General features: G+C 65.1%; 24 protein-coding genes. 17 read left to right on the top strand and 7 right to left on the bottom strand.

Translation table 11 applies throughout. From position 1 onward, the window contains the following. Positions 1-124 precede the first annotated feature (124 nt). From AOT87_RS20700 to AOT87_RS20690, 3 genes are all read left to right on the top strand, one after another. On the top strand, positions 125-1,333 hold the full coding sequence (locus AOT87_RS20700; RefSeq protein WP_109398797.1) for a 5-(carboxyamino)imidazole ribonucleotide synthase: 1,209 nt from the start codon (positions 125-127) through the stop codon (positions 1,331-1,333). Positions 1,334-1,430: 97 nt separating this feature from the next. Next, positions 1,431-1,931: a 5-(carboxyamino)imidazole ribonucleotide mutase gene (purE, locus tag AOT87_RS20695; RefSeq protein WP_030096886.1), complete on the top strand. Its 501-nt coding sequence runs from the start codon at positions 1,431-1,433 to the stop codon at positions 1,929-1,931. Positions 1,932-1,985: 54 nt separating this feature from the next. Next, positions 1,986-3,149, top strand: coding sequence for an acyl-CoA dehydrogenase (locus AOT87_RS20690; RefSeq protein WP_030096887.1), 1,164 nt, complete (start codon positions 1,986-1,988; stop codon positions 3,147-3,149). 6 nt (positions 3,150-3,155) lie between these two features. Here AOT87_RS20690 and AOT87_RS20685 read toward each other — a convergent pair whose 3' ends face one another. Further along, complete coding sequence (locus AOT87_RS20685) at positions 3,156-3,842, bottom strand: TIGR03089 family protein (RefSeq protein WP_109398798.1); 687 nt, start codon at positions 3,840-3,842, stop codon at positions 3,156-3,158. Further along, positions 3,839-5,347: an LCP family protein gene (locus AOT87_RS20680; protein ID WP_057966865.1), complete on the bottom strand. Its 1,509-nt coding sequence runs from the start codon at positions 5,345-5,347 to the stop codon at positions 3,839-3,841. Before AOT87_RS20680 ends, AOT87_RS20685 begins: the two co-directional genes overlap by 4 nt. Positions 5,348-5,467: 120 nt before the next feature. Here AOT87_RS20680 and rfbD point away from each other — a divergent pair, with 120 nt between their 5' ends. From rfbD to AOT87_RS20665, 3 genes are all read left to right on the top strand, one after another. After that, a complete protein-coding gene (gene rfbD / locus AOT87_RS20675; RefSeq protein WP_057966866.1) occupies positions 5,468-6,322 on the top strand; it encodes a dTDP-4-dehydrorhamnose reductase in 855 nt (284 codons plus the stop codon). A 69-nt stretch (positions 6,323-6,391) separates the two neighbouring features. After that, on the top strand, positions 6,392-7,255 hold the full coding sequence (locus AOT87_RS20670; RefSeq protein WP_057966905.1) for a glycosyltransferase family 2 protein: 864 nt from the start codon (positions 6,392-6,394) through the stop codon (positions 7,253-7,255). A gap of 1 nt (position 7,256) precedes the next feature. Then, positions 7,257-8,336, top strand: coding sequence for an NDP-sugar synthase (locus tag AOT87_RS20665; protein WP_057966867.1), 1,080 nt, complete (start codon positions 7,257-7,259; stop codon positions 8,334-8,336). Here the strand turns inward: AOT87_RS20665 and AOT87_RS20660 are convergent. The 4 genes from AOT87_RS20660 to cofD form a co-directional block, all read right to left on the bottom strand. Next, on the bottom strand, positions 8,333-9,688 hold the full coding sequence (locus tag AOT87_RS20660; RefSeq protein ID WP_057966868.1) for a hypothetical protein: 1,356 nt from the start codon (positions 9,686-9,688) through the stop codon (positions 8,333-8,335). The genes AOT87_RS20665 and AOT87_RS20660 overlap by 4 nt on opposite strands. 85 nt (positions 9,689-9,773) lie before the next feature. Beyond that, positions 9,774-10,325, bottom strand: coding sequence for an NUDIX hydrolase (locus tag AOT87_RS20655; protein WP_057966869.1), 552 nt, complete (start codon positions 10,323-10,325; stop codon positions 9,774-9,776). After that, positions 10,325-11,701: a coenzyme F420-0:L-glutamate ligase gene (locus AOT87_RS20650; RefSeq protein WP_057966870.1), complete on the bottom strand. Its 1,377-nt coding sequence runs from the start codon at positions 11,699-11,701 to the stop codon at positions 10,325-10,327. Before AOT87_RS20650 ends, AOT87_RS20655 begins: the two co-directional genes overlap by 1 nt. Next, on the bottom strand, positions 11,698-12,666 hold the full coding sequence (cofD, locus tag AOT87_RS20645; RefSeq protein WP_057966906.1) for a 2-phospho-L-lactate transferase: 969 nt from the start codon (positions 12,664-12,666) through the stop codon (positions 11,698-11,700). Before cofD ends, AOT87_RS20650 begins: the two co-directional genes overlap by 4 nt. A gap of 378 nt (positions 12,667-13,044) precedes the next feature. On the opposite strand from cofD, the gene AOT87_RS20640 reads away from it, so the two are divergent. Next, entirely contained in the window at positions 13,045-13,299 is a 255-nt protein-coding gene (locus AOT87_RS20640) for a WhiB family transcriptional regulator (protein ID WP_030096897.1), read from the top strand. A gap of 20 nt (positions 13,300-13,319) precedes the next feature. Here the strand turns inward: AOT87_RS20640 and AOT87_RS20635 are convergent, their stop codons facing one another. Next, a complete protein-coding gene (locus AOT87_RS20635; protein ID WP_064409395.1) occupies positions 13,320-13,820 on the bottom strand; it encodes a metallopeptidase family protein in 501 nt (166 codons plus the stop codon). A gap of 152 nt (positions 13,821-13,972) precedes the next feature. Between AOT87_RS20635 and AOT87_RS20630 the strand changes: the two genes are divergently transcribed. The 10 genes from AOT87_RS20630 (at position 13,973) to AOT87_RS20585 (ending at position 23,125) form a co-directional block, all read left to right on the top strand. Next, on the top strand, positions 13,973-14,383 hold the full coding sequence (locus AOT87_RS20630; protein WP_075908115.1) for a DUF3499 domain-containing protein: 411 nt from the start codon (positions 13,973-13,975) through the stop codon (positions 14,381-14,383). Between the two features lie 142 nt (positions 14,384-14,525). Next, positions 14,526-15,926 (top strand): phosphomannomutase/phosphoglucomutase, encoded by a 1,401-nt coding sequence (locus AOT87_RS20625; protein ID WP_057964440.1) that lies wholly within the window; start codon positions 14,526-14,528, stop codon positions 15,924-15,926. Beyond that, on the top strand, positions 15,926-16,993 hold the full coding sequence (locus tag AOT87_RS20620) for a hypothetical protein (RefSeq protein WP_057966871.1): 1,068 nt from the start codon (positions 15,926-15,928) through the stop codon (positions 16,991-16,993). Before AOT87_RS20625 ends, AOT87_RS20620 begins: the two co-directional genes overlap by 1 nt. Further along, positions 16,990-18,207 (top strand): mannose-6-phosphate isomerase, class I, encoded by a 1,218-nt coding sequence (gene manA / locus AOT87_RS20615; protein ID WP_057966872.1) that lies wholly within the window; start codon positions 16,990-16,992, stop codon positions 18,205-18,207. The genes AOT87_RS20620 and manA overlap by 4 nt, the downstream gene beginning before the upstream one ends. Before the next feature lie 42 nt (positions 18,208-18,249). After that, positions 18,250-19,173 carry a cation diffusion facilitator family transporter gene (locus AOT87_RS20610; RefSeq protein WP_030096903.1) on the top strand — a complete coding sequence of 308 codons (924 nt, stop codon included), beginning with the start codon at positions 18,250-18,252 and terminating at the stop codon, positions 19,171-19,173. A gap of 53 nt (positions 19,174-19,226) precedes the next feature. Then, a complete protein-coding gene (locus AOT87_RS20605; protein ID WP_057966873.1) occupies positions 19,227-20,702 on the top strand; it encodes an amino acid permease in 1,476 nt (491 codons plus the stop codon). A 159-nt stretch (positions 20,703-20,861) separates the two neighbouring features. Continuing rightward, on the top strand, positions 20,862-22,091 hold the full coding sequence (locus AOT87_RS20600; protein ID WP_030096905.1) for an alkane 1-monooxygenase: 1,230 nt from the start codon (positions 20,862-20,864) through the stop codon (positions 22,089-22,091). A gap of 1 nt (position 22,092) precedes the next feature. Then, complete coding sequence (locus AOT87_RS20595; protein WP_030096906.1) at positions 22,093-22,269, top strand: rubredoxin; 177 nt, start codon at positions 22,093-22,095, stop codon at positions 22,267-22,269. Then, entirely contained in the window at positions 22,266-22,454 is a 189-nt protein-coding gene (locus AOT87_RS20590; protein ID WP_030096907.1) for a rubredoxin, read from the top strand. The genes AOT87_RS20595 and AOT87_RS20590 overlap by 4 nt, the downstream gene beginning before the upstream one ends. A 50-nt stretch (positions 22,455-22,504) precedes the next feature. Next, complete coding sequence (locus tag AOT87_RS20585) at positions 22,505-23,125, top strand: TetR family transcriptional regulator (RefSeq protein WP_057979881.1); 621 nt, start codon at positions 22,505-22,507, stop codon at positions 23,123-23,125.

Here is a 23,125-nt window from a genome sequence, read left to right as displayed (position 1 = left end):
CGAAGCGGTCCACGGACCTCATGTGGGTACGGGCGTGTACGTGATCACCTGATCCCGGCTGCTGACGACGGCTGAGACGGACCGTTCCGGCGGGGCCGTGTGGCCAGCATGACAACATATGTCTGTGCCCGAAACTCCCGTCGTCACCATGATCGGTGGTGGTCAGCTGGCCCGGATGACCCATCAGGCGTCGATCGCGCTGGGTCAGACACTGCGGGTGCTGGCACATGCCGCCGATGAGCCGGCGGCTCAAGTCACCCCCGATGTCGTATTCGGTTCGCATACCGATCTTGATGATCTGCGCCGCGCGGCGAAGGGGGCCACCGTGCTCACCTTCGACCACGAACACGTCCCCACCGCGTTCCTGGAGACCCTGCAAGGCGAGGGCGTCAATGTGCAGCCACCGCCGTCGGCGCTCATCTACGCGCAGGACAAGACGTTCATGCGACGCAAATTGAAGAGCATCGGGGCTCCGGTGCCCGGATTCGCCGATATCAAGACCGTCGCCGACGTCGAGCGGTTTGCCGCGGAGACGGGCAGCCGGGTGGTGCTGAAGGCGGTGCGGGGCGGATACGACGGCCGTGGCGTGTGGATCACCGACGATCTGGATGAGGCGCGCGCGGTGGCCGCCGAGCAGCTGGCGGCGGGTGTGGATCTGCTTGCCGAGGAACGTATCGACATGCGCCGTGAGCTGTCGGCGATGGTGGCGCGCTCACCGTTCGGACAGGGTGCCGCCTGGCCTGTGGTGGAAACCGTTCAGCGGGATGGTATTTGCGCCGTGGTCATCGCGCCGGCACCCGAGCTGCCCGAGGGACGGGCGATGGAGGCCGAGCAGCTGGCGCTGCGGATCGCCACCGACCTCGGTGTGACCGGATGCCTGGCGGTGGAACTGTTTGAAACCAATGACGGCCGATTGCTGGTCAATGAGCTGGCGATGCGACCACACAACTCCGGGCATTGGAGCATGGACGGCGCGCGGACCGGGCAATTCGAGCAGCACCTGCGGGCCGTGCTCGACTACCCGCTCGGCTCCACCGAACCACTGGCTCCCGTGACCGTCATGGCCAACGTGTTGGGTGCACCTGAGACTCCCGCGATGTCACTCGATGAACGGATGCACCATTTGATGGGCCGCATCCCGGAGGCGAAAGTGCACTTGTACGGCAAGGGCGAGCGTGCGGGCCGCAAGCTCGGGCACGTGAATATCCAAGGCCGCGCGGATGGTTCGCCGAGCGATCCGCAGTATGTGGCCGAGGTGCGTGAGCGTGCCGAGCGTGCCGCGCACTGGCTCTCGCACGCGGTATGGACCGATGGATGGCAAGCGACACACTGATGAGCGCTTGCGCGAAGAAGCGGAGGCACTGATGAGCTTGCGCGAAGAGGCGAAGGCGCTGATAAGCGGCTGCGCGACGATGAGAGGACGCTGAATAGTGAGTGCACGGGTCGGCCTGATCATGGGCAGCGACAGTGACTGGTCGGTGATGTCGGATGCCGCGAATGCTTTGGCGGAGTTCGCAATTCCGTTTGAGGTGGGCGTTGTCTCGGCACACCGCACCCCGGCGCGCATGCTGGAGTACGCACAGACGGCCGCCGACCGGGGCATCCAGGTGATCATCGCCGGGGCAGGCGGCGCCGCGCATCTGCCCGGCATGGTGGCCTCGGCCACCCCGTTGCCGGTCATCGGCGTTCCGGTGCCACTGGCGCGGCTGGATGGTCTGGACTCCCTGCTGTCCATCGTGCAGATGCCCGCGGGTGTGCCCGTCGCGACGGTGTCGATCGGTGGAGCCCGCAACGCCGGGCTGCTGGCCGCGCGCATCCTGGGGGTCTCCGACACGACGCTGCGGGACAAGGTGGTTGCCTTCCAAGCGAGCATGGAAGCAACCGTTTTGGAGAAGGATGAGGCGCTGCGGCGCAGACTATTAGGCGACTAAATTGACCGTGACGTACAGTTAACGGCGACTAACTGTTCGATCCTGGAGGCTGTGATGGCTGGAAACCCGTCGTTTGACCTGTTCAAGCTGGCAGAAGAGCATGACGAGTTGCGTGCGGCGATCCGTGGCCTGGCTGAAAAAGAGATCGCTCCCTACGCCAAGGATGTCGACGAGAAGGCCCGGTTCCCCCAAGAGGCCCTCGATGCGCTGGTCGCCTCGGGCTTCAATGCCGTGCACGTTCCCGAGGAGTACGACGGTCAGGGCGCCGATAGCGTGGCCGCCTGCATCGTCATCGAAGAGGTGGCCCGGGTCTGTGCGTCATCGTCGTTGATCCCCGCCGTCAACAAGCTCGGCACCATGGGGCTGATCCTCAGCGGCTCCGACGAGCTCAAGAAGCAGGTTTTGCCGTCCATCGCCAGCGGCGAGGCCATGGCCTCTTACGCGCTGTCCGAGCGCGAGGCCGGCAGCGACGCGGCCAGCATGCGCACTCGCGCCAAGGCGGACGGCGATGACTGGATCATCAACGGCAGCAAGTGCTGGATCACCAACGGTGGCAAGTCTTCCTGGTACACCGTGATGGCGGTGACCGATCCCGAGAAGAAGGCGCACGGCATCTCGGCCTTCATGGTGCACAAGGACGACGAGGGTTTCACCGTCGGCCCGCTGGAGCACAAGCTGGGCATCAAGGGCTCGCCCACCGCGGAGCTGTACTTCGAGAACTGCCGGATTCCGGGCGACCGGATCATCGGCCAGCCGGGCACCGGTTTCAAGACCGCGCTGGAGACGCTCGATCACACCCGGCCCACCATCGGCGCGCAGGCCCTTGGGATCGCGCAGGGTGCGCTCGACGCCGCGATTGCATACACCAAGGACCGCAAGCAGTTTGGCCGGTCCATCAGCGACTTCCAGGGTGTGCAGTTCATGCTCGCCGATATGGCGATGAAGGTCGAGGCCGCCCGCCTGCTGGTGTACACCGCGGCGGCTCGTGCCGAGCGCGGCGAGAAGAGCCTGGGCTTCATCTCCTCGGCCTCGAAGTGCTTCGCCTCTGATGTGGCCATGGAGGTCACCACCGATGCCGTGCAGCTGTTCGGCGGCGCCGGGTACACCACCGACTTCCCGGTGGAGCGGATGATGCGCGATGCCAAGATCACCCAGATCTACGAGGGCACCAACCAGATTCAGCGCGTGGTGATGACCCGCGCCCTGCTTGGTTCCTAACTCGCGTTAGGAGAGCGTACGGGTGACCTTTTCGGAGGTGACCCGGCGTTCTTGCGCGCCCGGATCCGGATTGGCCACCTGCACCAGGGAGGCTCCGGCGATGAGCACTGCCAGCAGATTCTCGATCAGCTTGTCCGGGCTGTCCCAGGAACCGGTGCTCAGCACCCGATCCTCGGCCGTGATGCCTTGCGCCGTGGCACTTTCCCGTGCGGCAGCGGCAACGTCCCCGACGTTGCGGCCGTTCATGGCGGGCCCGGCACCGGCGGGCGAGAACCGGTCGCCGTGTACCCGGACTGCCGTCGAATAGTCGGTCAATCCCAGCGGCAGGTCCGGTACGGGGCGCCCGAACGCGTCAAGCGACAGCACGCACACCTCCTCGGCATCCGGTTCGTCGCCAAGCGTGCAGAACGCCACGTCGGCATTGTCCTCGCCGCCGAGCACCACTTCGGCTCCGGCCCACCAGATTCCAAGCAGTACGCCCGCTGTCTGCCAATGTGCGGGCAGCCGCACCGCGACCGTGGACCCGGGTCCGGCACCGAATTCGTCACGCAACATGTTGGCGGTCTTGGCCGCCCAGTTGGCCAGCGTCACCGTCGAGAGTTCGATGCGTTCGCCGGAGGCGTCGTCGTAATAGGTGACCCGGGGGGCTGGGTTGTTCACATCGCCCAGCAGCAGGGAGGTGAGATCCATCAGTTGACGCAACGCGGGCCGTTGGCCGCCGTGAAAATCGGCGACGGGGGCGGGGGCGGCGCCTCTTCTTCGGTGGAGGAGCCGGTTTCCGAGGCGGCAGGTGTGGTCTCACGGCCAGATCCCGGGCCTTGGTAGTCGTTGGACAGCACCACGCGCACGGTGTGCTCGGCCAGGCCCGGTTTCTGCACTACCTGCAATCCCAACGCCTCGGCCACTGCCTTGGCGCCCACGTCGTCCGACTCCGCGGCCTGAACCTGGCTGTTGCCGGCATGCTCGGCCTCGTTGTTGCCCACCTTGCCTGCGGTGAATCCCTTGCCCACCAACAGTTCCGACACCGCAGCGGCCAGGCCGTTGATCTGGGTCTCATTGACGACGTCGGCGATCGTCTGGTCCTTGGAATAGGTGGCCTCTTCGGTCTTGCCCTGGGCCTGCTGGTCCAGCAGACCGGATACCCAGCTGCGCACCTGATCGGGATCGACCTTCACGACACTTTGGGTGCCATCCTCGGTCCAACCATCCTCACGCAGAATGGGAATGGTCGCGAATGCCACGTTGCCCCCGGACAGCATCTGTAGCTGCTTGATGAAGTCCATGACGTCCCAGCCCTCACTGAGCACCACGGTGCGCGTGATCGCATCGCGCAGCTTGCCCAGCGTGGAGGGGTTGGTGAGTGTGCCCCCGGAGAGCGCCGAGTGCGCCAGTGACGACATCACCACCTGCTGGCGGACCACACGATCGAGGTCACCGCGCGGCAGATCGTGGCGTTGTCGCACGAAACTCAATGCGTTGGGGCCATCGAGTGTCTGCGGACCGGCGGGAAAGTCGGCTCCCGACATCGGTTCGTACACAGCCTCGTTCAGGCACACGTCGACACCACCGAGCGCGTTGGTCATCAGCACGAATCCGAGCATGCTGACCTCGGCGTAGCGATCGACGGTGACACCGGTCAGCTTGGCCACGGTCTGGGTGAGCGCCGAACGCCCGGCGTCGACGGATTCGCGTTCGGCGGCTTCCAGTGTCTCGCCGGATTCGACGCGTTTCTGACGGTCGTTCTCTTTGGCTTCGCCGTAGACGCCGTTGATCTTTCCCTTGCTGCCATCCGGGACGGTGACATAGGAGTCGCGGGGGATGGAGATCGCCGTTGCGGATTTTCCGTTGCTGGGGATGCGGATGAGGATGATGGTGTCGGTATTGGTGGCGGTCTCGTCCCCGGCCCTCAGCATGGACAGCTCGTCCTGCGAGAGCGGATTGCCGTGTGCGTCGCTGCGACTGTCGACGCCCACCATCAGAATGTCGATCGCGCCGTCATCGGGCCTTCCGGCATTGCCGAACAGACCAGGCAGATCGAACCGGGCGATGTTCGGATCGATGTTGCCGATCTTTCCCCAGGCGGCGCCGGTGACCACCATGACGGCGACGGCGGCGAGCGTCGCAATACCCCGCCACAGAGGGCGCGGCGTCTCCGTCTGCGACGAGCCGCTCGCGCGAGGAGCGTGAGGGTCGGTCACGGTGATCCGTTTCTTTTCCGGGCCGGGCGTTCGCCGGGCAACGAGTCTCAAGCCTCGTCAAGGCTACGTCGGGGTGGCTCTCATCCCTCGGAAGCGAGGTCGGCGTGCCAGACTCTCGGTGTGCTTGTTATCACCGGAGCGGGCGGTCAGCTCGGCACCCATCTGATTGCCCGTGCCGCGCTTCGCGCCCTCCCTATCCGCGCCCTGAACTCGGCTGATTGGGATATTACCCGCGACGGTGTGCCCGATGGTGCGGTTGCTACAGGGGACACCGTGATCAACTGCGCCGCGTACACCGCCGTGGATGCCGCGGAAAGCGACGAGGCCAGGGCGTACGCGGTCAATGCCGAAGGTCCTGCCCGGGTGGCCCAGGCGTGTCGCGAGGTTGGCGCCAGATTGATCCATATCTCCACCGATTACGTGTTCAGCGGTGAGTTCGGTGATGCCGACCCACGCCCGTACCGACCGGGCGATGCCACGGCTCCGGCCGGTGTGTACGCGCGCACCAAGGTCGCCGGAGAACGGGCCGTGCACGATGCCCTACCGACAGCACAGGTGGTGCGCACGGCGTGGGTCTACACCGGCGTCAACGGGGATTTTGTCGGCGTCATGCGGCGATTGGCCGCCGGGGACGGCCCGGTGCGGGTGGTCACCGATCAGACCGGCTCTCCGACCTACGCCGCAGACCTTGCCGAGGCATTGTTGAACCTCGCGGCCTCCGATGTCCGCGAACCGTTGCTGCATGCGGCGGGGGGTGGAGCGGTGAACCGGTTCGACTGGGCGAAGGCCGTGTTCGAGCTGGTCGGGGCGGATACCTCGCGTCTGCAGCCCTGCCTGTCCGTCGATTTTCCGAGCGCAGCGCCCCGGCCGGTGTACACGGCACTTGACGGCGATCTGTGGGCCGAGGCGGGTCTGGCACCGTTGCGTCCGTGGCGGGACGCGTTGGCTGAGGCGCTGGCCACACATCAGGGGTAGGTACCCTCAAGCACCGTGCCTGATCCTCATCGCCCGAGTGGCTCGTCGGTGCCGCTCGAGCAGATCGCCGTGGTGACGGTGACGTACTCGCCTGGCGAGCATCTCCATCGCTTCCTCAGAACGCTGCGCCACGCCACCGATCGCCCGCTGCGGTTGATCCTGGCCGATAACGGTTCCACCGACGGAGCGCCCGAAGTGGCCGCCGAGGAGCCCGATGTCGAGCTGCTGCGCACCGGGGGCAATGTCGGCTACGGGAGGGCCGCCAACCTTGGGGTGGCGCAGGTTGATCCCGAAGCCGAATGGATCGTGATCGCGAACCCCGATGTGCAGTGGGGGCCGGGAAGCATCGATGCGCTGCTTGAGGTCGCGCAGCGCTGGCCCGCCGCGGGCGCGCTGGGTCCGCTTATTCGTGAGCCCGATGGTTCGGTGTATCCCTCGGCGCGAGTGGTGCCGTCGCTCGCGGGGGGTGCGCTTCACGCGCTGCTGGGATCGGTGTGGCCCACCAATCCGTGGACCGCGGCGTATCGCCAGGACCGGATGGAGCCGTCCGAGCGCATCGTCGGATGGCTCTCGGGATCGTGCCTGCTGCTGCGGCGCAAGGCCTTCGATGCCATCGGCGGATTCGACACGCGCTACTTCATGTACATGGAGGACGTTGATCTCGGAGACCGGCTGGCACGTGCGGGCTGGCAGAACGTGTACGCGCCGAGCTCGGAGGTCGTGCATGCGAAAGGTCATGCCGCCGGGCGTGATCCGGCACGCAGCCTTACTGCGCACCACGACAGCGTCTACATCTACCAATCAGACCGGCATCCACATTGGTGGCAGGCACCGCTGCGTTGGAGCATTCGGGGCGCACTGGCGGCTCGATCTGCGATCGTGGTGCGCTCGGCCATCCGTGCCAATCGGCGCCGGGACAAGCAAGGAGGGTGATATGTCTGACCACGTGAAAGCCGATGCCGTCATCTTGGTGGGAGGGCAGGGCACCCGGCTGCGTCCACTGACGCTCTCGGCGCCCAAGCCGATGCTGCCGATCGCCGGCTTCCCCTTCCTGACGCATGTGTTGTCGCGGGTCGCCGCGGCCGGGATCGATCATGTGGTGCTCGGAACGTCGTACAAGGCCGAGGTCTTCGAGTCGGAGTTCGGCGACGGGTCCAAGCTGGGCCTGTCGATTACCTATGTCACCGAAACGGAACCGCTGGGTACCGGTGGAGCCATCCGGAATGTGCTGGACCATCTGCGCCACGACACCGCCCTGGTGTTCAACGGCGATGTGTTGTCCGGCTTGGACTTGAAAGACCTTCTCGCGCAGCATGAGCAGACCCAGGCCGACCTGACATTGCACCTGGTACGGGTCGGCGACCCGCGCGCGTTCGGTTGTGTGCCTACCGATTCCACGGGCCGCGTGACCGCATTCCTGGAGAAGACCGAAGATCCGCCCACCGACCAGATCAACGCCGGGTGTTACGTGTTCCGGCGCGAGCTGATCGAACAGATCCCCTCCGGGCGGCCGGTCTCGGTTGAGCGAGAAGTCTTTCCAGGATTGCTCAGCAGTGGCGCCAAGGTATGCGGATACGTCGACACGAGCTACTGGCGCGATATGGGCACTCCCGAGGACTTCGTGCGCGGCTCGGCGGACCTGGTGCGCGGTATCGCGCCCTCACCAGCGATCCCCGAACATCCGGGCGAGGCGCTGGTGCACGACGGTGCCTCGGTGGCACCGGGCGCGCTGGTGATCGGTGGCACCGTGGTGGGCCGGGGCGCCGAAATCGGGCCGGGCGCACGGCTTGACGGCGCGGTCATCTTCGACGGTGCCCGCATCGAGGCGGGTGCGGTGGTGGAACGCTCCATCATCGGGTTCGGCGCCCGCATCGGGCCGCGCGCCTTGGTGCGTGACGGCGTGATCGGGGACGGCGCCGATATCGGTGCGCGCTGCGAGCTGCTGCGCGGCGCCCGGGTATGGCCCGGAATCACCATTCCCGACGGTGGCATCCGGTACTCCTCGGACGTCTAGGGACTCGGCCGCACATCGGCGTCGGACGGCGCGTACTCGGCGGACGAGCCGAACATGCCTGAGGGGTTGGCGTTCTCGATGATCGTCGACGCCTTCGTGCTCGAGAGCGGATTGTCCAGCGATTCCTGGGTGCCGAAGAACGGCAGCAATATCGGCGTGGTTGCCCCAGAGGCGTACACCATGGTGAAGATCCGCAACACGGGGTGATCGGAAACCAGTTCCTCGATGACACCGCGGGACGCGAACTGGGTTTCGGTACACAACGCCTTACCCCCCAGGAAATCGTGGACCAGGGTTGATTCCCTGAGGAAACCGATCACGTCCTCGCCGAGCGCGACCTGTGGGGGATAGCAGGTGCGTGTTTCCTTCACCGATCGGTGGGTGACGGCGATCAGGGTGACCTTGATGACCGCCAACCGGACGGTCCGGGAATCGATATCGATGATGGTGCTGCCCTGGTTCGTCGATCCGGGAGCCAGGAACGCCCCGCCGGCACCGCCGGACGAGCCGGCATAGATCAGTCGTGCCTGGGCGGACATCGCCGGAGTTTCGCGATAGTCCCCGAACTGACTCCCGAGTGCGTTCAGGTGCCCGGCCACGTTCTCGGGTGTAGGGGGTTCTGCGGGTGTGCCCTTGGGATAGACGACGACGCGGGTCAGGGTGGCCGGGACGTCGACGCGAAACGATCCACGGTTGTGGTACGTGGTCTTGGCCAGGACGTGGATGATGGGGCCGGTCGAGCCCACCGGCGTCAACTCGGTCTGCACGTCTATCAGCGGAAGCGAACTGTGCGTCATGTACTCGTTCTGAATCCAGAACTGCACCAACCCAATGAGGGGAAACAGTGCGACGACGGCGATGCCGGTTCTGGTCAGGGCGCCCGCCGCGTACCGGCTCAGATACAGCACCCAGCACAGGGCGACGGCGCCCAATGCCAGCGCGACTCCTGTGATGCCCCCTAGCTGGCTTGCGGGACTACGCAGGTCGAGCAGCCAGACATAGGCGGCAAGACAGATGACGAATACCTGGCTGGCCAGGGGGGTGAGCACAGAACTGTGCCGGTACTTCACAATCCCCCCGATCGCCAGCGCGCAGGTGATGCCGATGGCAAGGAGCAGCGCGGTGCCCAGCAGATCCCACGCGTTCTGGGTCAGCGTGGCGTTCTTGGCGGCCAGCCACAACACGATCGTGCCGTCGATGGCGATGCACAACACCAAGAGCGCCCGGACTCGCGGTCGTAAGTCCCCGACGGTGAACGTGTGCTGGGGCTCGTCACCACCGGGGGACGGCTCGCGGTCGGGCTTGGTGATTCTCGCGCTGCCACCGAAGGGGGTCTCAATCTTGATGTCCATGTGCGTCCCCTCACAGAATCGCCGCTGATGAGGGGACGATACGACGGCTCGTTAGGCCGGACACGGGTAATGCACTACCCGACTTTCAGCGCAGTCTGGCGCGGGCCCGCTCGGCCAACACGACCACCGAGGGATCTTCGGCCGGAATCTGGTCGATGGGCCACCAGCGCAGGTCCAGTGATTCGTCGCTGACGGTGATCTGGGCGCCCTCGGGCGCGCGCGCCAGGAACTGCAGATCGAGATGGCGAGTCGGCACACCCAGCGAGCATGTGATCGGATGTACATGTATGCCAAGCAGATTCGGCTCAAGAGTGAGGTCTGCTATCCCGGATTCCTCGGTGGCTTCACGCAGCGCGGCGGCCCGGATGGTGGCGTCCTCCTCTTCGCAGTGGCCGCCCAGCTGAAGCCATTTACCCACGCGCGGGTGCAGGGTCAGCAGCGCCTGCGACCCGTCGTGGTTGACCACCAGCGCCGAGGCGGTGATATGGCCTGCGGCGCTGCGGCGACGGCAGGCGTCCGGATTGGCGTCGAGAAAGGCCAGAACGGAGTGCCGCAGGCTGTCCTGCTCGGTATCGGGCGTTTCCCACGCGGAGAGCAGATCGACGGCGGAAGCTTGCAGACCCGAGATGCGGCTCATCAGAGCTCAACCAGCATCTGGCCGGCAGGAAGGGGAGTGCGGGGTTCCAGTGTCTCCTCGGGGTATCCGTGCGGATATCCGATGGCGATGGCCCCCATCGGTTCCCATGAGGCATCCAGCTCGAGCTGCCTGCGGACGACATCGGCGGCGAAGATGGTGGACCCGATCCAGCAGCTCCCCACGCCCCGCGCCGCCAGCGCCACCAACAGTGCCTGCACCGCCGCGCCCACCGCGACGGTGAACATGGTGTGTTCGGCCGCGTTGCGGCGCTCGTCCGGGTAGTCGTGGGCACCGTCGGGAACCAGGAACGGAATCACGATTTCGGGTGCGTCGTAGAGGATCTGTCCGCGGGCCACCCGTTTCTCGACGGATTCCGGGGTGCGTCCGTCTCCGCTGAGATCCACGGCCCATGCCTGTTTCATGGCATCCAGCAGTGCGCGCCGTGTCTCCAGATCCCGTACCCATACGAATCTCACCGGATGGGTGTGATGCGGAGCGGGCGCCGTCAACGCCTCGCCGATGGCTTCCCGTAATAGATCGGAATCTACTGCGATATCAGCGAATTGGCGGATAGAGCGGCGCACCAGCACCGCATCGCGGCGCCCCTGCTCCAGCGCTTCCGCGGTGCCGAGCCAGAACAAGTCGTCGGGGCCCGAGCGCTGGAGGTCGCGGGCCACGCTGCCGTCGTCGGGCACCGACAGACCCCGCACCACCGCAACTGGTACATCGGTGAGCTTGCCCTTGACAAGGTCGGCGGCGGCGGCGATCTCGTCGACGATGGCCACCTCTGTCACCTGAAGTTCGTTGCCGTGCTTGTCCTTTGCGCCGGCGTAGCCATACAGGACAGGGATGCCGGAGGAACCGATGGCGGCATCGGTCTGGCCATTGCGCCAGGCCCGTCCCATGGTGTCGGTGATCACCACCGCTACGTTCACGCCCAGCTGTCGCGACAGTGCTGCCCGCACCGCCGCGGCGCTGCCATCGGGGTCGGTGGGGAGCAGTACGAGTTCGGCGGTATCGACATTGGACGCGTCGATTCCGGCGGCGGCCTGCACGATGCCGATGGTGTTCTCGGTGATCAGTGTCTTTCCCTTGCGGGCCAGCACGCGGACCGACTCGGAGTCGATCAGTTTGCGCCGCAAGGTGTCCCGCGCTTCGGGATCGGTAGGCGCCGCGACGATGCGGCCCTCGGCCTTGGAGATGATCTTGCTGGTGATCACGATCACATCGCCGTCCCGGATCCATGGCGCCGCCTCGGCGATGGTCTTGGCGACATCGTCGCCGGGGCGGAATTCCGGCAAGTCCGCAATGGGTAGAATCTCCACCGGGGCTGCCGAACCATGTTCCGGTGCAGGGGAATCCGCAGATGAGGTCATAGGGTAACTCCGGCCAGGTCGAGTCCCGCACGCACCATCGCCGCCGTCGCGTCCGGGTCGGTCATGAGCAGCGGAATCGACCGTACCTGAACTCCCGCAATGTGAGCGGCGTCACCCTCGTCGACCAGCCAGCCGTCCAGGATGCCGGTCTGTGAGCGGGCGCCGAAGTGTTCCCCGACACCTTGCGAGCTCACCTCGACACCGATCACGCGCAAACATTCGTCGGCCATTCCGCGGAGTGGCTTACCGGACACGATTGGCGAGTACCCGATGACCGGAGCGGTGGTTGTGCGGAGCGCCCCGCGAACTCCGCCGACCGCCAGGACGGCCCCGATGCTCACCACCGGATTGGAGGGAGCCAGCAAGACGGCATCTGCCTCGGCGATGGCTTCGGCAACGCCTGGGCCGGCCTTTGCTTCGTCCGCGCCGACGAACGCGAAACTGTGGGTCGGTACCTGTGCTCGGTGTTGCACCCACCACTGTTGGAAGTGGATGGCACGCTGCTCCCCATCGGCGGGGTCGGTGATCACCACGTGGGTCTCGCAGCGGTCGTCGCTGGCGGGTAACAGGCGGACTCCGGGCCGCCATCGATTGCATAACGCTTCGGTGACCGCTGATAGCGGGTAACCGGCTCGCAGCATTTGACTGCGTATCAGGTGAGTGGCCAGGTCCCTGTCGCCGAGCGAGAACCAGTCGGGCTGGGCGCCGTAGGCCGCCAGTTCCTCCATGGCGTTCCACGTCTCGCCCCGGTGTCCCCAGCCGCGTTCCGGATCCACCCCTCCGCCCAGGGTGTACATGCAGGTGTCCAGGTCAGGGCAGATCCTGACGCCATGCATCCAGGCGTCGTCGCCAATGTTCACGATGGCGTTTATCTGATGCTTGCTGGAGTCCGATCCGAGCAAGCGTTGGACGCCGAGCAGGAAGCGCGCTCCGCCGACGCCGCCGACGAGGACGGTGAGTTTCACGCTGACCGACACTAGTGCGCCGGCAATGATGCGACACGCCACGAGGGCGCCACGCCGATTTTGTCGGTCGTAGATGGTATGAATTTTCGTCCTTCGCTTGACCCCGGCAGCGAACACGTGTGTAATCACACCAGTGTCATTCCTCGGGCTGGGTTTGGAAGTTGCAGGCGCAGACCGGGATTCGATCAGATGTTCGAATGGAATGGCCGGGAAACGACAATGTGGCACGAAACCGGGCACGACGACTGCAAGTGGGAATGGTGAGGAGGCGGGACGATGCTGTTCGGGCACAATGAATTTGGCGCACACGACGAGCTGAGTTCCGGCGTCGGCACGGGTGCGACGGGCTTGCCGCCCGCACGTCCGCATCTGACGTTGGTGCAGAACGATTTTGATGCGCTGATTGGTGTCGCTGATGATCAGTGGCAAGAGAAGGCGCTGTGCGCACAGACCGATCCAGAGGCGTTCTTCCCTGAGAAGGGCGGGTCGACTCGCGAGGCCAAGCGCATCTGCCAGGGCTGCGAAGTCAAGGACGAGTGCCTTGAATACGCACTGGCCAACGACGAGCGGTTCGGTATCTGGGGCGGGTTGTCCGAGCGTGAGCGCCGCCGCCTGAAGCGGGGCATCATCTAACTCCGCGTTCGATCGGGCGGTTAGTCGCCCTCATCGGTGATGGTCGGGTCGATCACCGATGGTTCCACCCCCAGGTGGGTGGCAACCTGCGCCACCAGCAGATCGTGCAGGAGATCCGACAAATCCCCAGATTTCTTCGCGCGTAATTCGATCGGCTTGCGGAATAGGACAATTCGCGCCCGGGTGGTGTTACCCCGGGTGTCCACGCCGGCGGGAATAAGCCTTGCCAGCGGGATCGGTCCGTCGGCGATCACCTCCGGCGGCCATTGCACCGACTCGGGATCCTTGGGTTGGATGCGCGGAATCTCGTCCACCGCGACATCGAGACCCTCCAGCCGCGACTGCCACGCCCGCTCGATGGGTTCATAGGCCTCCAGCACCGCCATATCGAAGCGCTCGGCGCGTGAGCGCCAGCCGGGAACGGTCGGCGGCAAGAGCGGGCCACGAAAATCGCGCCCCCTTCTGGAGCCCTGCGAGCTCGATCCGCTCGCCGAGCCGCCGCGCCGTCCGTCACGTGCCATACGGGAAATGGTAACGGTGTGACTGCTGTGGCTGACGAATCACAACGAGCCGATCACCCCGGGGTCTCTGCCTGATCACCGGAGGGTCTCAGTGGGTTCACAGCGCGTGTCTGCGGGTCGGAACGTGTTTGCGCACGCTAGCCTCAACGTTTGTGAGAGCCCCCCGTCGCTGCTGTCGACCCGGGTGCCCGAGTTCCGCCGTGGCGACGTTGACGTTCGTCTATGCGGACTCGACGGCCGTGGTTGGGCCGCTGGCCACGTCCAGCGAGCCGCATTCGTGGGATCTGTGCGCGCAGCACGCGAGCCGGATCACCGCGCCCCGTGGCTGGGAGCTGGTCCGGTACAACGGCCCCCTGCCGTCGAATCCCGAGGATGACGACTTGGTTGCCCTGGCCGATGCGGTTCGGGAACCCACCGGAGTGCGGATGGCCGCGGCGGGATTCAGCGAGCCCGCACTCGATATGGGAGGGCCTGCCACCTCGGCTGCTCCCCGGCCCGTGCATCCGGCTCCCGTCGGGCGGCGCCGCGGACATCTGCGGGTTCTGCCGGATCCGGCAGAGTAGTTCTGATCAGGTGCTTTCGGCTTGGCCCGGTGACATTCTGTACCCTCTCGCCGGACGTTCACGTTGGGCACTCGCCGACCACTAGGCTGGCCAGCGACACCTAACGTCCCTCGCTCGACAGATCAATAGGAGTGCTCTCGTCATGGCCCGGTCCGCCGACGCTGTCCACGCAGTCATCAAGGCGTACGACGTTCGTGGCCTCCTGGGCGAGCAGATCGACGAGTCCTTCGTGTTCGACGTGGGTTCTTCGTTCGCGCGACTGGTCAAGGCAGAGCAGGCCGACGCCGGCGCGCCATTGCGGATCGTGGTGGGCCGCGACATGCGCGACTCGTCGCCTCCGCTGGCTCAGGCGTTCACCGAGGGTGTCACGGCTCAGGGCGTCGATGTCGTGCAGATCGGACTGGCATCCACTGATCAGCTGTACTTCGCTTCGGGGCTGTTGGATTGCCCGGGAGCCATGTTCACCGCCAGCCACAACCCGGCCGCGTACAACGGAATCAAGCTGTGCCGCGCCGGTGCCAAGCCGGTGGGTAGGGACACCGGCCTGGCCATCATCAGCGAGGAGCTGATCAACGGGGTGCCCGCGCACGACGGTGCGGCGGGCACGATCACCGAACGTGATGTTCTCGCCGAGTACGGCGAGTTCCTGCGGTCACTGGTTCAGTTGAGCGGGGCACGTCCCCTTCGGGTGGCTGTGGATGCGGGTAACGGTATGGCCGGACACACGACACCGGCGGTGCTGGGTGCGATTCCATCGATTGCGCTCGCGCCGTTGTACTTCGAGTTGGACGGCAACTTCCCCAACCACGAAGCCAACCCGCTCGACCCCGAGAACCTGCGCGATCTGCAGGCCTTCGTGGTGGCCGAGGGTGCTGACATCGGCCTCGCCTTCGATGGCGACGCCGACCGGTGCTTCGTCGTCGATGAGCGCGGACGGGCCGTATCTCCTTCCGCGGTAACCGCTTTGGTAGCGCGTCGAGAGCTGGAGCGGGAAATCGGCGGCACCATCATCCACAATCTGATCACCTCGCGTGCCGTCCCCGAGCTTGTCGTCGAGCACGGCGGAACACCGGTGCGCTCTCGCGTCGGCCACTCGTTCATCAAGGCATTGATGGCCGAGACGGGCGCGATCTTCGGCGGTGAGCATTCCGCGCACTACTACTTCCGGGACTTCTGGGGTGCCGACTCCGGAATGCTGGCGGCACTGCACGTGCTGGCAGCCCTGGGCGAGCAAGACCGGCCGCTCTCAGATCTCATGTCTGATTACGAGCGGTACGCATCCTCCGGCGAGATCAACTTCCGCGTCTCGAATGCCAAGGCATGTATCGACGAGGTGTTGAAGTCGTTTGGCACACAGATAGTTTCGATCGACCATCTCGACGGCGTCACCGTCGACATCGGCACCGGAACGTGGTTCAACCTGCGCACGTCCAACACCGAGCCACTGCTGCGCCTCAACGTCGAGGCCCGCACCGACGAAGATGTGGCGGGTGTGGTCGCGCGTGTCACCGAGTTGGTCGACCGCACCGAGGCCGCGACCTGATGAAGGCCACCATCGATCTGGACGACGCCGAGGCGCTGTTGGCGGCCGACCGCGATGGTTCGCTGCAGGCCGCTTCGATGGCCGGCTCGCAGGTTCGGGCGGTTGGTACAGCCATCGCCGAGGGTGCCCTGGACCCGCTTCACGTGGAGGACCGGTCGCGCGCGCTCGTGTGGGTCGCGGGCCGCGGCACCGCCGCAACGGCGGGAGCGGTTCTGGCTGGGGCGCTGTCGGATACCGCGAGTCTTCCGTTCGTTACCGCCACCCGGGCTCCGGTGTGGGTGGGCCCACTCGATGTCATGGTGGTGGCCGGTGACGATGCCGGTGATCCTGCCCTCACTGCTGCGGTGTCGATGGGTACCCGTCGGGGTGCCCGGGTGGTCATCGCCGCACCCGATGAGGGTCCCTTGGCGGATTCCGGTGCTGGCCGGGCGATTTCACTGGCGCCCCGGTTGCGGGTGCCCGACACATTCAGTCTTGCTCACAACCTCGCTGTTGGGGCGGCAGTGCTGGGGGTGCTCGACAGGGCCATCGTGCCCGACGTTATGGCGATCGCCGATGAAGTGGATGGCGAGGTGTCCCGGAACACCGTGGGCCGGGAAATCTTCACTAACGCCGCCAAGGTGATCGCGACGCGATTGACCGGTGGACCCGCGGTGTTCTGCGGGGATCGATCGGTCACCGTGGCGCTCGCGCAACATGCGGCGACAACGCTGCTGCGGCTGACGCAGCGTACCGCTACCGCGTGCGGCCTTCCGCAAGCGTTGGCCGCGATGCGGGATGCGTTGTCGAGCAGGAGCTCTGGTGAGAGCTCACTGTTCCATGACGAGTTCATCGACGGCCCCCGCGGCGATGGCCCACCGCGGATACTTGCCCTTGCCACCGATAGCGACTTCCAATCGGTTGCGGCGCGGATCGATGGTGTCGATGAAGCGCAGCTGGTCAGCACCACCGATCTTGGTGACGTGGCGGCCCGACCGTCGGAGCTCGCGCAGCTGATGATGCTCGCGACACGACTCGAAATGGCCTCGGTGTACGCCCGGCTCGGCGGGGGGAGATCCGGGCTGTGAATCTGCTCAGGGGGGCGATAAGGACGTACGCCTGGGGCTCGCGGACGGCGATCGCCGAGTTCACCGGACGCCCCACACCGACACCGCATCCGGAAGCCGAACTGTGGCTGGGTGCGCACCCTGCCGACCCGGCCTACCTGGAAACCGGTGGTGGCGCAGAGTCATTACTCGATGTGGTGGCCGCAGATCCGGCAGGGCAGTTGGGTCCGGCGTCGGTGGCTGAGTTCGGCGATCAATTGCCCTTCCTGCTCAAGGTGCTGGCGGCGGACGAGCCGCTGTCCCTGCAAGCCCACCCCAGTGCGCAGCAGGCGGCAGACGGATACGCGCGGGAAGAGGCGGCGGGTGTCCCGCTCAACTCTCCGGTGCGCAATTATCGGGATCGCAATCACAAGCCCGAACTGGTTGTGGCGCTGGATCGTTTTGAGGCGCTGGCGGGTTTTCGCGACCCCGGTGACACCGTCGAACTCTTTCGCGCGCTCGATGTCGGCGAGCTGACACCCTATGTGAATCTGTTGGCCGGACAATCCGATGCCGATGGGCTGCGCGCCCTGTTCACCACCTGGATAACTCTTCCGCAGCCCAGCCTGGATCTGTTGGTGCCTGCCGTGCTCGAGGGTGCCGTGCGTTATCTGTCGTCCGGCCACGAGCGTTTCGCTGGTGAGGCGCGCACGCTTCTGGAGTTGGGTGAGCGGTATCCGGCGGACGCCGGAGTACTTGCCTCCTTGTTGTTGAATCGGCTCACGCTGGAACCGGGGGAGGGGATCTACCTGCCCGCCGGAAATCTGCATGCGTACCTGCGTGGCCTGGCCGTCGAGATCATGGCCAATTCCGACAACGTGCTGCGCGGCGGGCTCACTCCCAAACACGTCGATGTACCCGAATTGCTTCGGGTGCTGGATTTTTCACCCGCCGCCGAAAAACATCTGCATGTTGAGACCGTCACCGACGGTGCACAGACTCGGTACCTCACGCCCGCCAGGGAGTTCGCGTTATCGCGATTCGATCTGGTGGATGGCGAACGCGTTCCGGTGGAGGTAAAAGGACCGCGGATAGTGCTGTGCACGCGGGGCAGCGTGCGGTTGGACGGTAGGGGGCCGGACCTTGACGTTCATGCGGGACAGTCGGTGTGGATACCGGCCGACGGCGGAGATGTGACGCTGACCGGGCAGTCCGATGCCCGTGTATTCATGGCAACAGTTGACGCGGACGCGTGACCGTCCGGCAGGACAGTGCGAGCGGGAACAGAAGGAGAGTCGATGTCGGCAGGCGGCAGTAAGAGGGCGATCATCGCGGCGCTGGCGGCGAACGCGGGTATCGCGGCGGCCAAGTTCGTCGGATTCCTGATCACCGGGAGTTCGTCGATGCTCGCCGAGTCCGTGCACTCGGTGGCGGACACCTCTAATCAGGGGTTGCTGCTCTACGGGCAGCGCGCCGCGAGTAAGGAAGCAGATCGACTGCACCCGTTCGGATATGGACGTAGCCGATTCTTCTACTCTTTTGTGGTCGCGCTGGTGCTGTTCACGCTCGGCTCGGTCTTCGCCCTCTATGAGGGCTATCACAAGATCCACGCTCCCGAGCATCTGCAGTCGCCCATTGTCGCGATTGTGATCCTGGTGTTGGCCATAGGTTTGGAGGGCTACAGCTTCCGCACCGCCTTCGTGGAATCCAAACCGCTGAAGGGCAAAGCCAGCTGGTGGCAGTTCATCCGAAACTCCCGTAACCCGGAGCTTCCCGTCGTGCTGCTCGAAGACACCGGTGCTCTGCTGGGGCTGGCCTTCGCGCTGTTCGGCGTCGGCATGACGATTCTCACGGGCGACCCCGTGTGGGATGGGATCGGCACCATGGCGATCGGTGTGCTGCTGGGCGTCATCGCGATCGTTTTGATGGTCGAGATGAAGAGCCTGCTGATCGGTGAAGGTGCGACCGCAACGCAGGAGCGCGCGATCCTGGATGCGCTGACCGGCACCGATCACGTCGAGCGGGTAATCCATTGCCGTACCCAGTATCTGGGTCCCGAGGAGCTTCTGGTCGCGGCCAAGATCGCGATCGCGCCCGATGCGGATCTGCCGTTGGTAGCCGCCACGATCGATGCCGCAGAGCGGCGGGTGCGCGAGGCGGTGCCGATCGCGCAGGTGATCTATCTCGAGCCCGATCTGGATCGTTCGGCCGTCAATTCTTAGCCGGCCGGTGTGATCAACAGTGGTGAGCACGGGGGTTGTGCAAGACTGCCGTAATGCCAGGTAGCGGATTGTGGCGAACCAAGTCTGTCGAACAGTCGATCGCGGATACCGACGAGCCGGAAACGAAGCTCCGTAGGGACCTAACGTGGTGGGATCTCACCGTTTTCGGGGTCTCTGTGGTCATCGGAGCCGGTATCTTCACCGTCACGGCATCGACGGCCGCCAATGTCACCGGTCCGGCGATATCGCTGTCCTTCATCATGGCTGCGATCGGGTGTGGCCTGGCCGCGATGTGCTACGCCGAGTTCGCATCGACCATTCCGGTTGCAGGCAGCGCCTATACGTTCTCCTATGCGACATTCGGTGAGTTCGCGGCCTGGATCCTGGGATGGGATCTCATCTTGGAGTTCTCGGTTGGTGCGGCCACCGTCGCGAAGGGCTGGTCGAGCTATCTGAGCACGGTATTTGGGTTATCGAGTGGCACAGTGCATCTCGGGTCGCTCAAGATCGACTGGGGCGCGCTGCTCATTGTCTCGGTGTTGACGGTGCTGCTGGCGGTCGGCACCAAGCTGTCTTCACGGGTGTCCCTCGTCATCACGACCGTCAAGGTCCTGGTGGTGCTGCTGGTGATCATCGTCGGCGCGTTCTTCATCAAGGCGGCCAACTACACACCGTTCGTTCCACCGGCGGAGGCGGGAAGTTCCAGCAGGACCGGTTTGGATCAGTCCCTGTTCTCGTTCATCGCCGGCGGCTCCGGAAGCCAGTACGGCTGGTTCGGGGTGCTGGCGGGCGCCTCGATCGTGTTCTTCGCGTTCATCGGGTTCGATGTCGTCGCCACCACCGCGGAGGAAACGCGGAACCCGCAAAAGGATGTGCCGCGCGGCATCATCGCCTCGCTCGTCATCGTCACCGTTCTGTACGTCGCGGTCACGGTGGTGCTCTCGGGCATGGTCAAGTACAGCGACCTGCGGGCGGCCGATTCGCACCCGAATCTGTCCACGGCATTTCACCTCAACGGTGTCGACTGGGCGGCCAAAGTCATCGCCATCGGCGCGCTGGCCGGCCTGACCACGGTGGTGATGGTGCTGATGCTCGGGCAGATCCGCGTCATCTTCGCGATGTGCCGTGATGGACTGCTGCCCCGCGAGCTCGCCCGGACGGGATCGCATGGCACACCCATACGCATCACCCTCATCGTGGGCTTTCTTGTCGCGATAGCGGCGTCCCTCACCCCGATAGAGGGGCTGGAAGAGATCGTCAACGTCGGGACATTGTTCGCCTTTGTGCTGGTGTCGGCCGGCGTCATCGTGCTGCGGCGCTCTCGGCCCGACTTGCCCCGGAGCTTCCGCACACCGGGTGTGCCGTGGCTGCCCGTGGTCGCGATCCTGGCGTGCGGGTGGTTGATGCTCAATCTCGCCGTGCGTACCTGGATGTTCGCGTTGGCCTGGATGGTCATCGGCGTGGTCGTCTACTTCGCTTATAGCCGCAGGCACTCGGTGCTGGGGTTGCGGGTAGCCGTCGAGAAGTAGCGCGCTCCCTATCTCTCCGTAGGTCCGCTGTGGGTGACGCACACCACCAGGCGCTTTACAAAACATAGTTGTTTGTCTAGACAAGCGACGAATCATGTCCTATCGTCAAATCTGTTCGGTGACGTACCTCACGCAGATATAGACCGAGGAGAAGTGACGATGACGTCAAACCTTGATGCAGCCCACGACCTGCCCGTCCAGTGGCGCGACCGCAAGCGCCACATGTGGCTGTACGGCATGATCCCGCCCACCGCGATCTTCATCGCGACGGCGCTGGTCTATGCGATGAACCAGCTCGGATGGCAGCAGTTCTCGCCATTCTTTTTCTGGATCGGCCCACTGCTGGTGTACGTGATCCTGCCGCTGCTGGATCTGCGCTTTGGCGCCGACGGCGAGAACGCACCCGATGAGGTGATGGAGGCGCTGGAGAACGACAAGTACTACCGGTACTGCACCTACATCTTCATTCCGTTCCAGTACGCGAGCTTCTTCCTGGGGGCCTACTACTTCACCGCCACCGACCTGAGTTGGATCGGGTTCGATAACGGCATCAGCTGGATCTCCAAGCTGGGCATCGCGCTATCCATCGGCGTGCTCGGCGGAGTCGGTATCAACACGGCCCACGAGATGGGGCACAAGAAAGACGAGCTGGAGCGCTGGCTCTCGAAGATCACCCTGGCGCAGACGTTCTACGGCCACTTCTATATCGAGCACAACCGCGGACACCATGTGCGCGTCGCGACACCTGAGGATCCGGCCAGCTCGCGATTCGGCGAGACGTTCTGGGGCTTCTGGCCGCGCAGCGTCTGGGGCAGCCTGAAGTCTTCGTGGAATCTTGAGGCCACCCGCATGAAGCGGCTGAACCGCTTCGTGCTGCACCCCAGCAACGATGTGGTGAACGCCTGGCTGATGACGGTGGTGTTGTTCGGGGTCACCATCGCCATCTTCGGCACCGCGGTCATCCCGTACCTGATCATTCAGGCCATCTACGGCTTCACCTTCCTGGAGACGGTGAACTACCTGGAGCACTACGGGCTGCTGCGGCAGAAGGTCGCCGGCGGGCGGTACGAGCGCTGCACCCCCAAGCACAGCTGGAACTCCGATCACCTGGTGACCAACATCTTCCTGTACCACCTGCAGCGGCACAGCGATCACCACGCCAACCCCACCCGGCGCTACCAGACTCTGCGCAGCATGGACGGTGCTCCGAACCTGCCCAGTGGCTACGCCACGATGCTGACGCTGGCCTACTTCCCGCCGCTGTGGCGCAAGGTGATGGATCAGCGGGTGCTGGATCACTACGACGGTGACATCACCAAGGTCAACATCCAGCCCAGTAAGCGCGCCAAGATTCTGGCCAAGTACGGCGTAACCGAACAGGCGGCCTGACATGTCCCAGTACCGTTGCCCCATATGTCAGTACGTGTACGACGAGAGCACGGGCGCCCCTCGCGAGGGGTTCCCGGCCGGGACGGCGTGGTCGGAGGTTCCCGACGACTGGTGCTGCCCCGACTGCGGAGTGCGCGAGAAGGTGGATTTTGAAGCCCTGCAAGGAGCGGAATCATGAGCGACGACGACTACAAGTTGTTCGAATGCATGCAGTGCGGATTTCAGTACGACGAGGCGCTGGGCTGGCCGGAGGACGGTATCGAGCCGGGCACTCGCTGGGATGACATCCCCGAGGATTGGAGCTGCCCGGACTGCGGGGCCGCCAAGGCCGACTTCGTGATGGTGGAGATCGCGCGGCCATGACATTGACCGAGTACACCGCGCCTGCCAGGCTCCACGGTGTGACGTCACGAGTGCCGTATGCAGAGGCCGCGCGGGCGCTGCTTCGCGAATCGGTGCTTGATGCGCTCGGAGACCTTCTGCGTCATCAGGATTGGTCGGCAGTGACCATGTCGGCGGTCGCCCGCCGGGCAGGAGTCAGCCGTCAGACGCTGTACAACGAATTCGGTTCGCGGCAGGGGCTGGCTCAGGGATACGCCCTGCGGCTGGCCTTGCGTCTGGCCGACTCCGTCAACGACGCGATCTACGCCAACGTCGGTGATATCCATGGCGCGTTGCACCAGGGATTCGCGGCCTTCTTCGCCGAGAGTGCCGCAGATCCCATGGTCATCTCGTTGTTGACAGGCGAGGCCAAGCCCGAACTCATGCGCCTCGTGACGGTCGACAGCGCGTTGATCGTGCTGCCGGCGTCGGCGCGGCTCACCGAGTCGTTTGCGAACAGCTGGGTGGCCGCCAGTGAGGAAGACGCGGCCATCCTCGCGAGGTCGATTGTGCGGCTGGCGATGAGTTACGTGTCGATGCCGCCGGAATCGGATCATGATGTGGCGCTCGACATGGCGCGCCTGCTGTCCCCGTTCGTGGAGGCCAACGCGCTCACCGGCAAGGCCCCCGCAAGCGGGACGGGCCCCCAGTGA

It is taken from the genome of Mycobacteroides sp. H003 (genome assembly GCF_001440135.1).
In the GTDB taxonomy this organism is placed as follows: Bacteria; Actinomycetota; Actinomycetes; order Mycobacteriales; family Mycobacteriaceae; genus Mycobacterium; species Mycobacterium gwanakae.
The sequence above is the reverse complement of the archived record's forward strand: the minus strand, read 5'-3'. Positions and strand labels throughout refer to the sequence as shown.

What these genes read in the sequence shown, in the direction of transcription:
- AOT87_RS20690 (WP_030096887.1), top strand. Translation starts at nt 1,986, where the DNA reads ATGGCTGGAAACCCGTCGTTTGACCTGTTCAAGCTGGCAGAAGAGCAT.
- AOT87_RS20665 (WP_057966867.1), top strand. Translation starts at nt 7,257, where the DNA reads ATGTCTGACCACGTGAAAGCCGATGCCGTCATCTTGGTGGGAGGGCAG.
- AOT87_RS20660 (WP_057966868.1), bottom strand. Translation starts at nt 9,688, where the DNA reads ATGGACATCAAGATTGAGACCCCCTTCGGTGGCAGCGCGAGAATCACC.
- AOT87_RS20655 (WP_057966869.1), bottom strand. Translation starts at nt 10,325, where the DNA reads ATGAGCCGCATCTCGGGTCTGCAAGCTTCCGCCGTCGATCTGCTCTCC.
- AOT87_RS20650 (WP_057966870.1), bottom strand. Translation starts at nt 11,701, where the DNA reads ATGACCTCATCTGCGGATTCCCCTGCACCGGAACATGGTTCGGCAGCC.
- AOT87_RS20635 (WP_064409395.1), bottom strand. Translation starts at nt 13,820, where the DNA reads ATGGCACGTGACGGACGGCGCGGCGGCTCGGCGAGCGGATCGAGCTCG.
- AOT87_RS20625 (WP_057964440.1), top strand. Translation starts at nt 14,526, where the DNA reads ATGGCCCGGTCCGCCGACGCTGTCCACGCAGTCATCAAGGCGTACGAC.
- AOT87_RS20620 (WP_057966871.1), top strand. Translation starts at nt 15,926, where the DNA reads ATGAAGGCCACCATCGATCTGGACGACGCCGAGGCGCTGTTGGCGGCC.
- AOT87_RS20610 (WP_030096903.1), top strand. Translation starts at nt 18,250, where the DNA reads ATGTCGGCAGGCGGCAGTAAGAGGGCGATCATCGCGGCGCTGGCGGCG.
- AOT87_RS20605 (WP_057966873.1), top strand. Translation starts at nt 19,227, where the DNA reads ATGCCAGGTAGCGGATTGTGGCGAACCAAGTCTGTCGAACAGTCGATC.
- AOT87_RS20600 (WP_030096905.1), top strand. Translation starts at nt 20,862, where the DNA reads ATGACGTCAAACCTTGATGCAGCCCACGACCTGCCCGTCCAGTGGCGC.
- AOT87_RS20595 (WP_030096906.1), top strand. Translation starts at nt 22,093, where the DNA reads ATGTCCCAGTACCGTTGCCCCATATGTCAGTACGTGTACGACGAGAGC.
- AOT87_RS20590 (WP_030096907.1), top strand. Translation starts at nt 22,266, where the DNA reads ATGAGCGACGACGACTACAAGTTGTTCGAATGCATGCAGTGCGGATTT.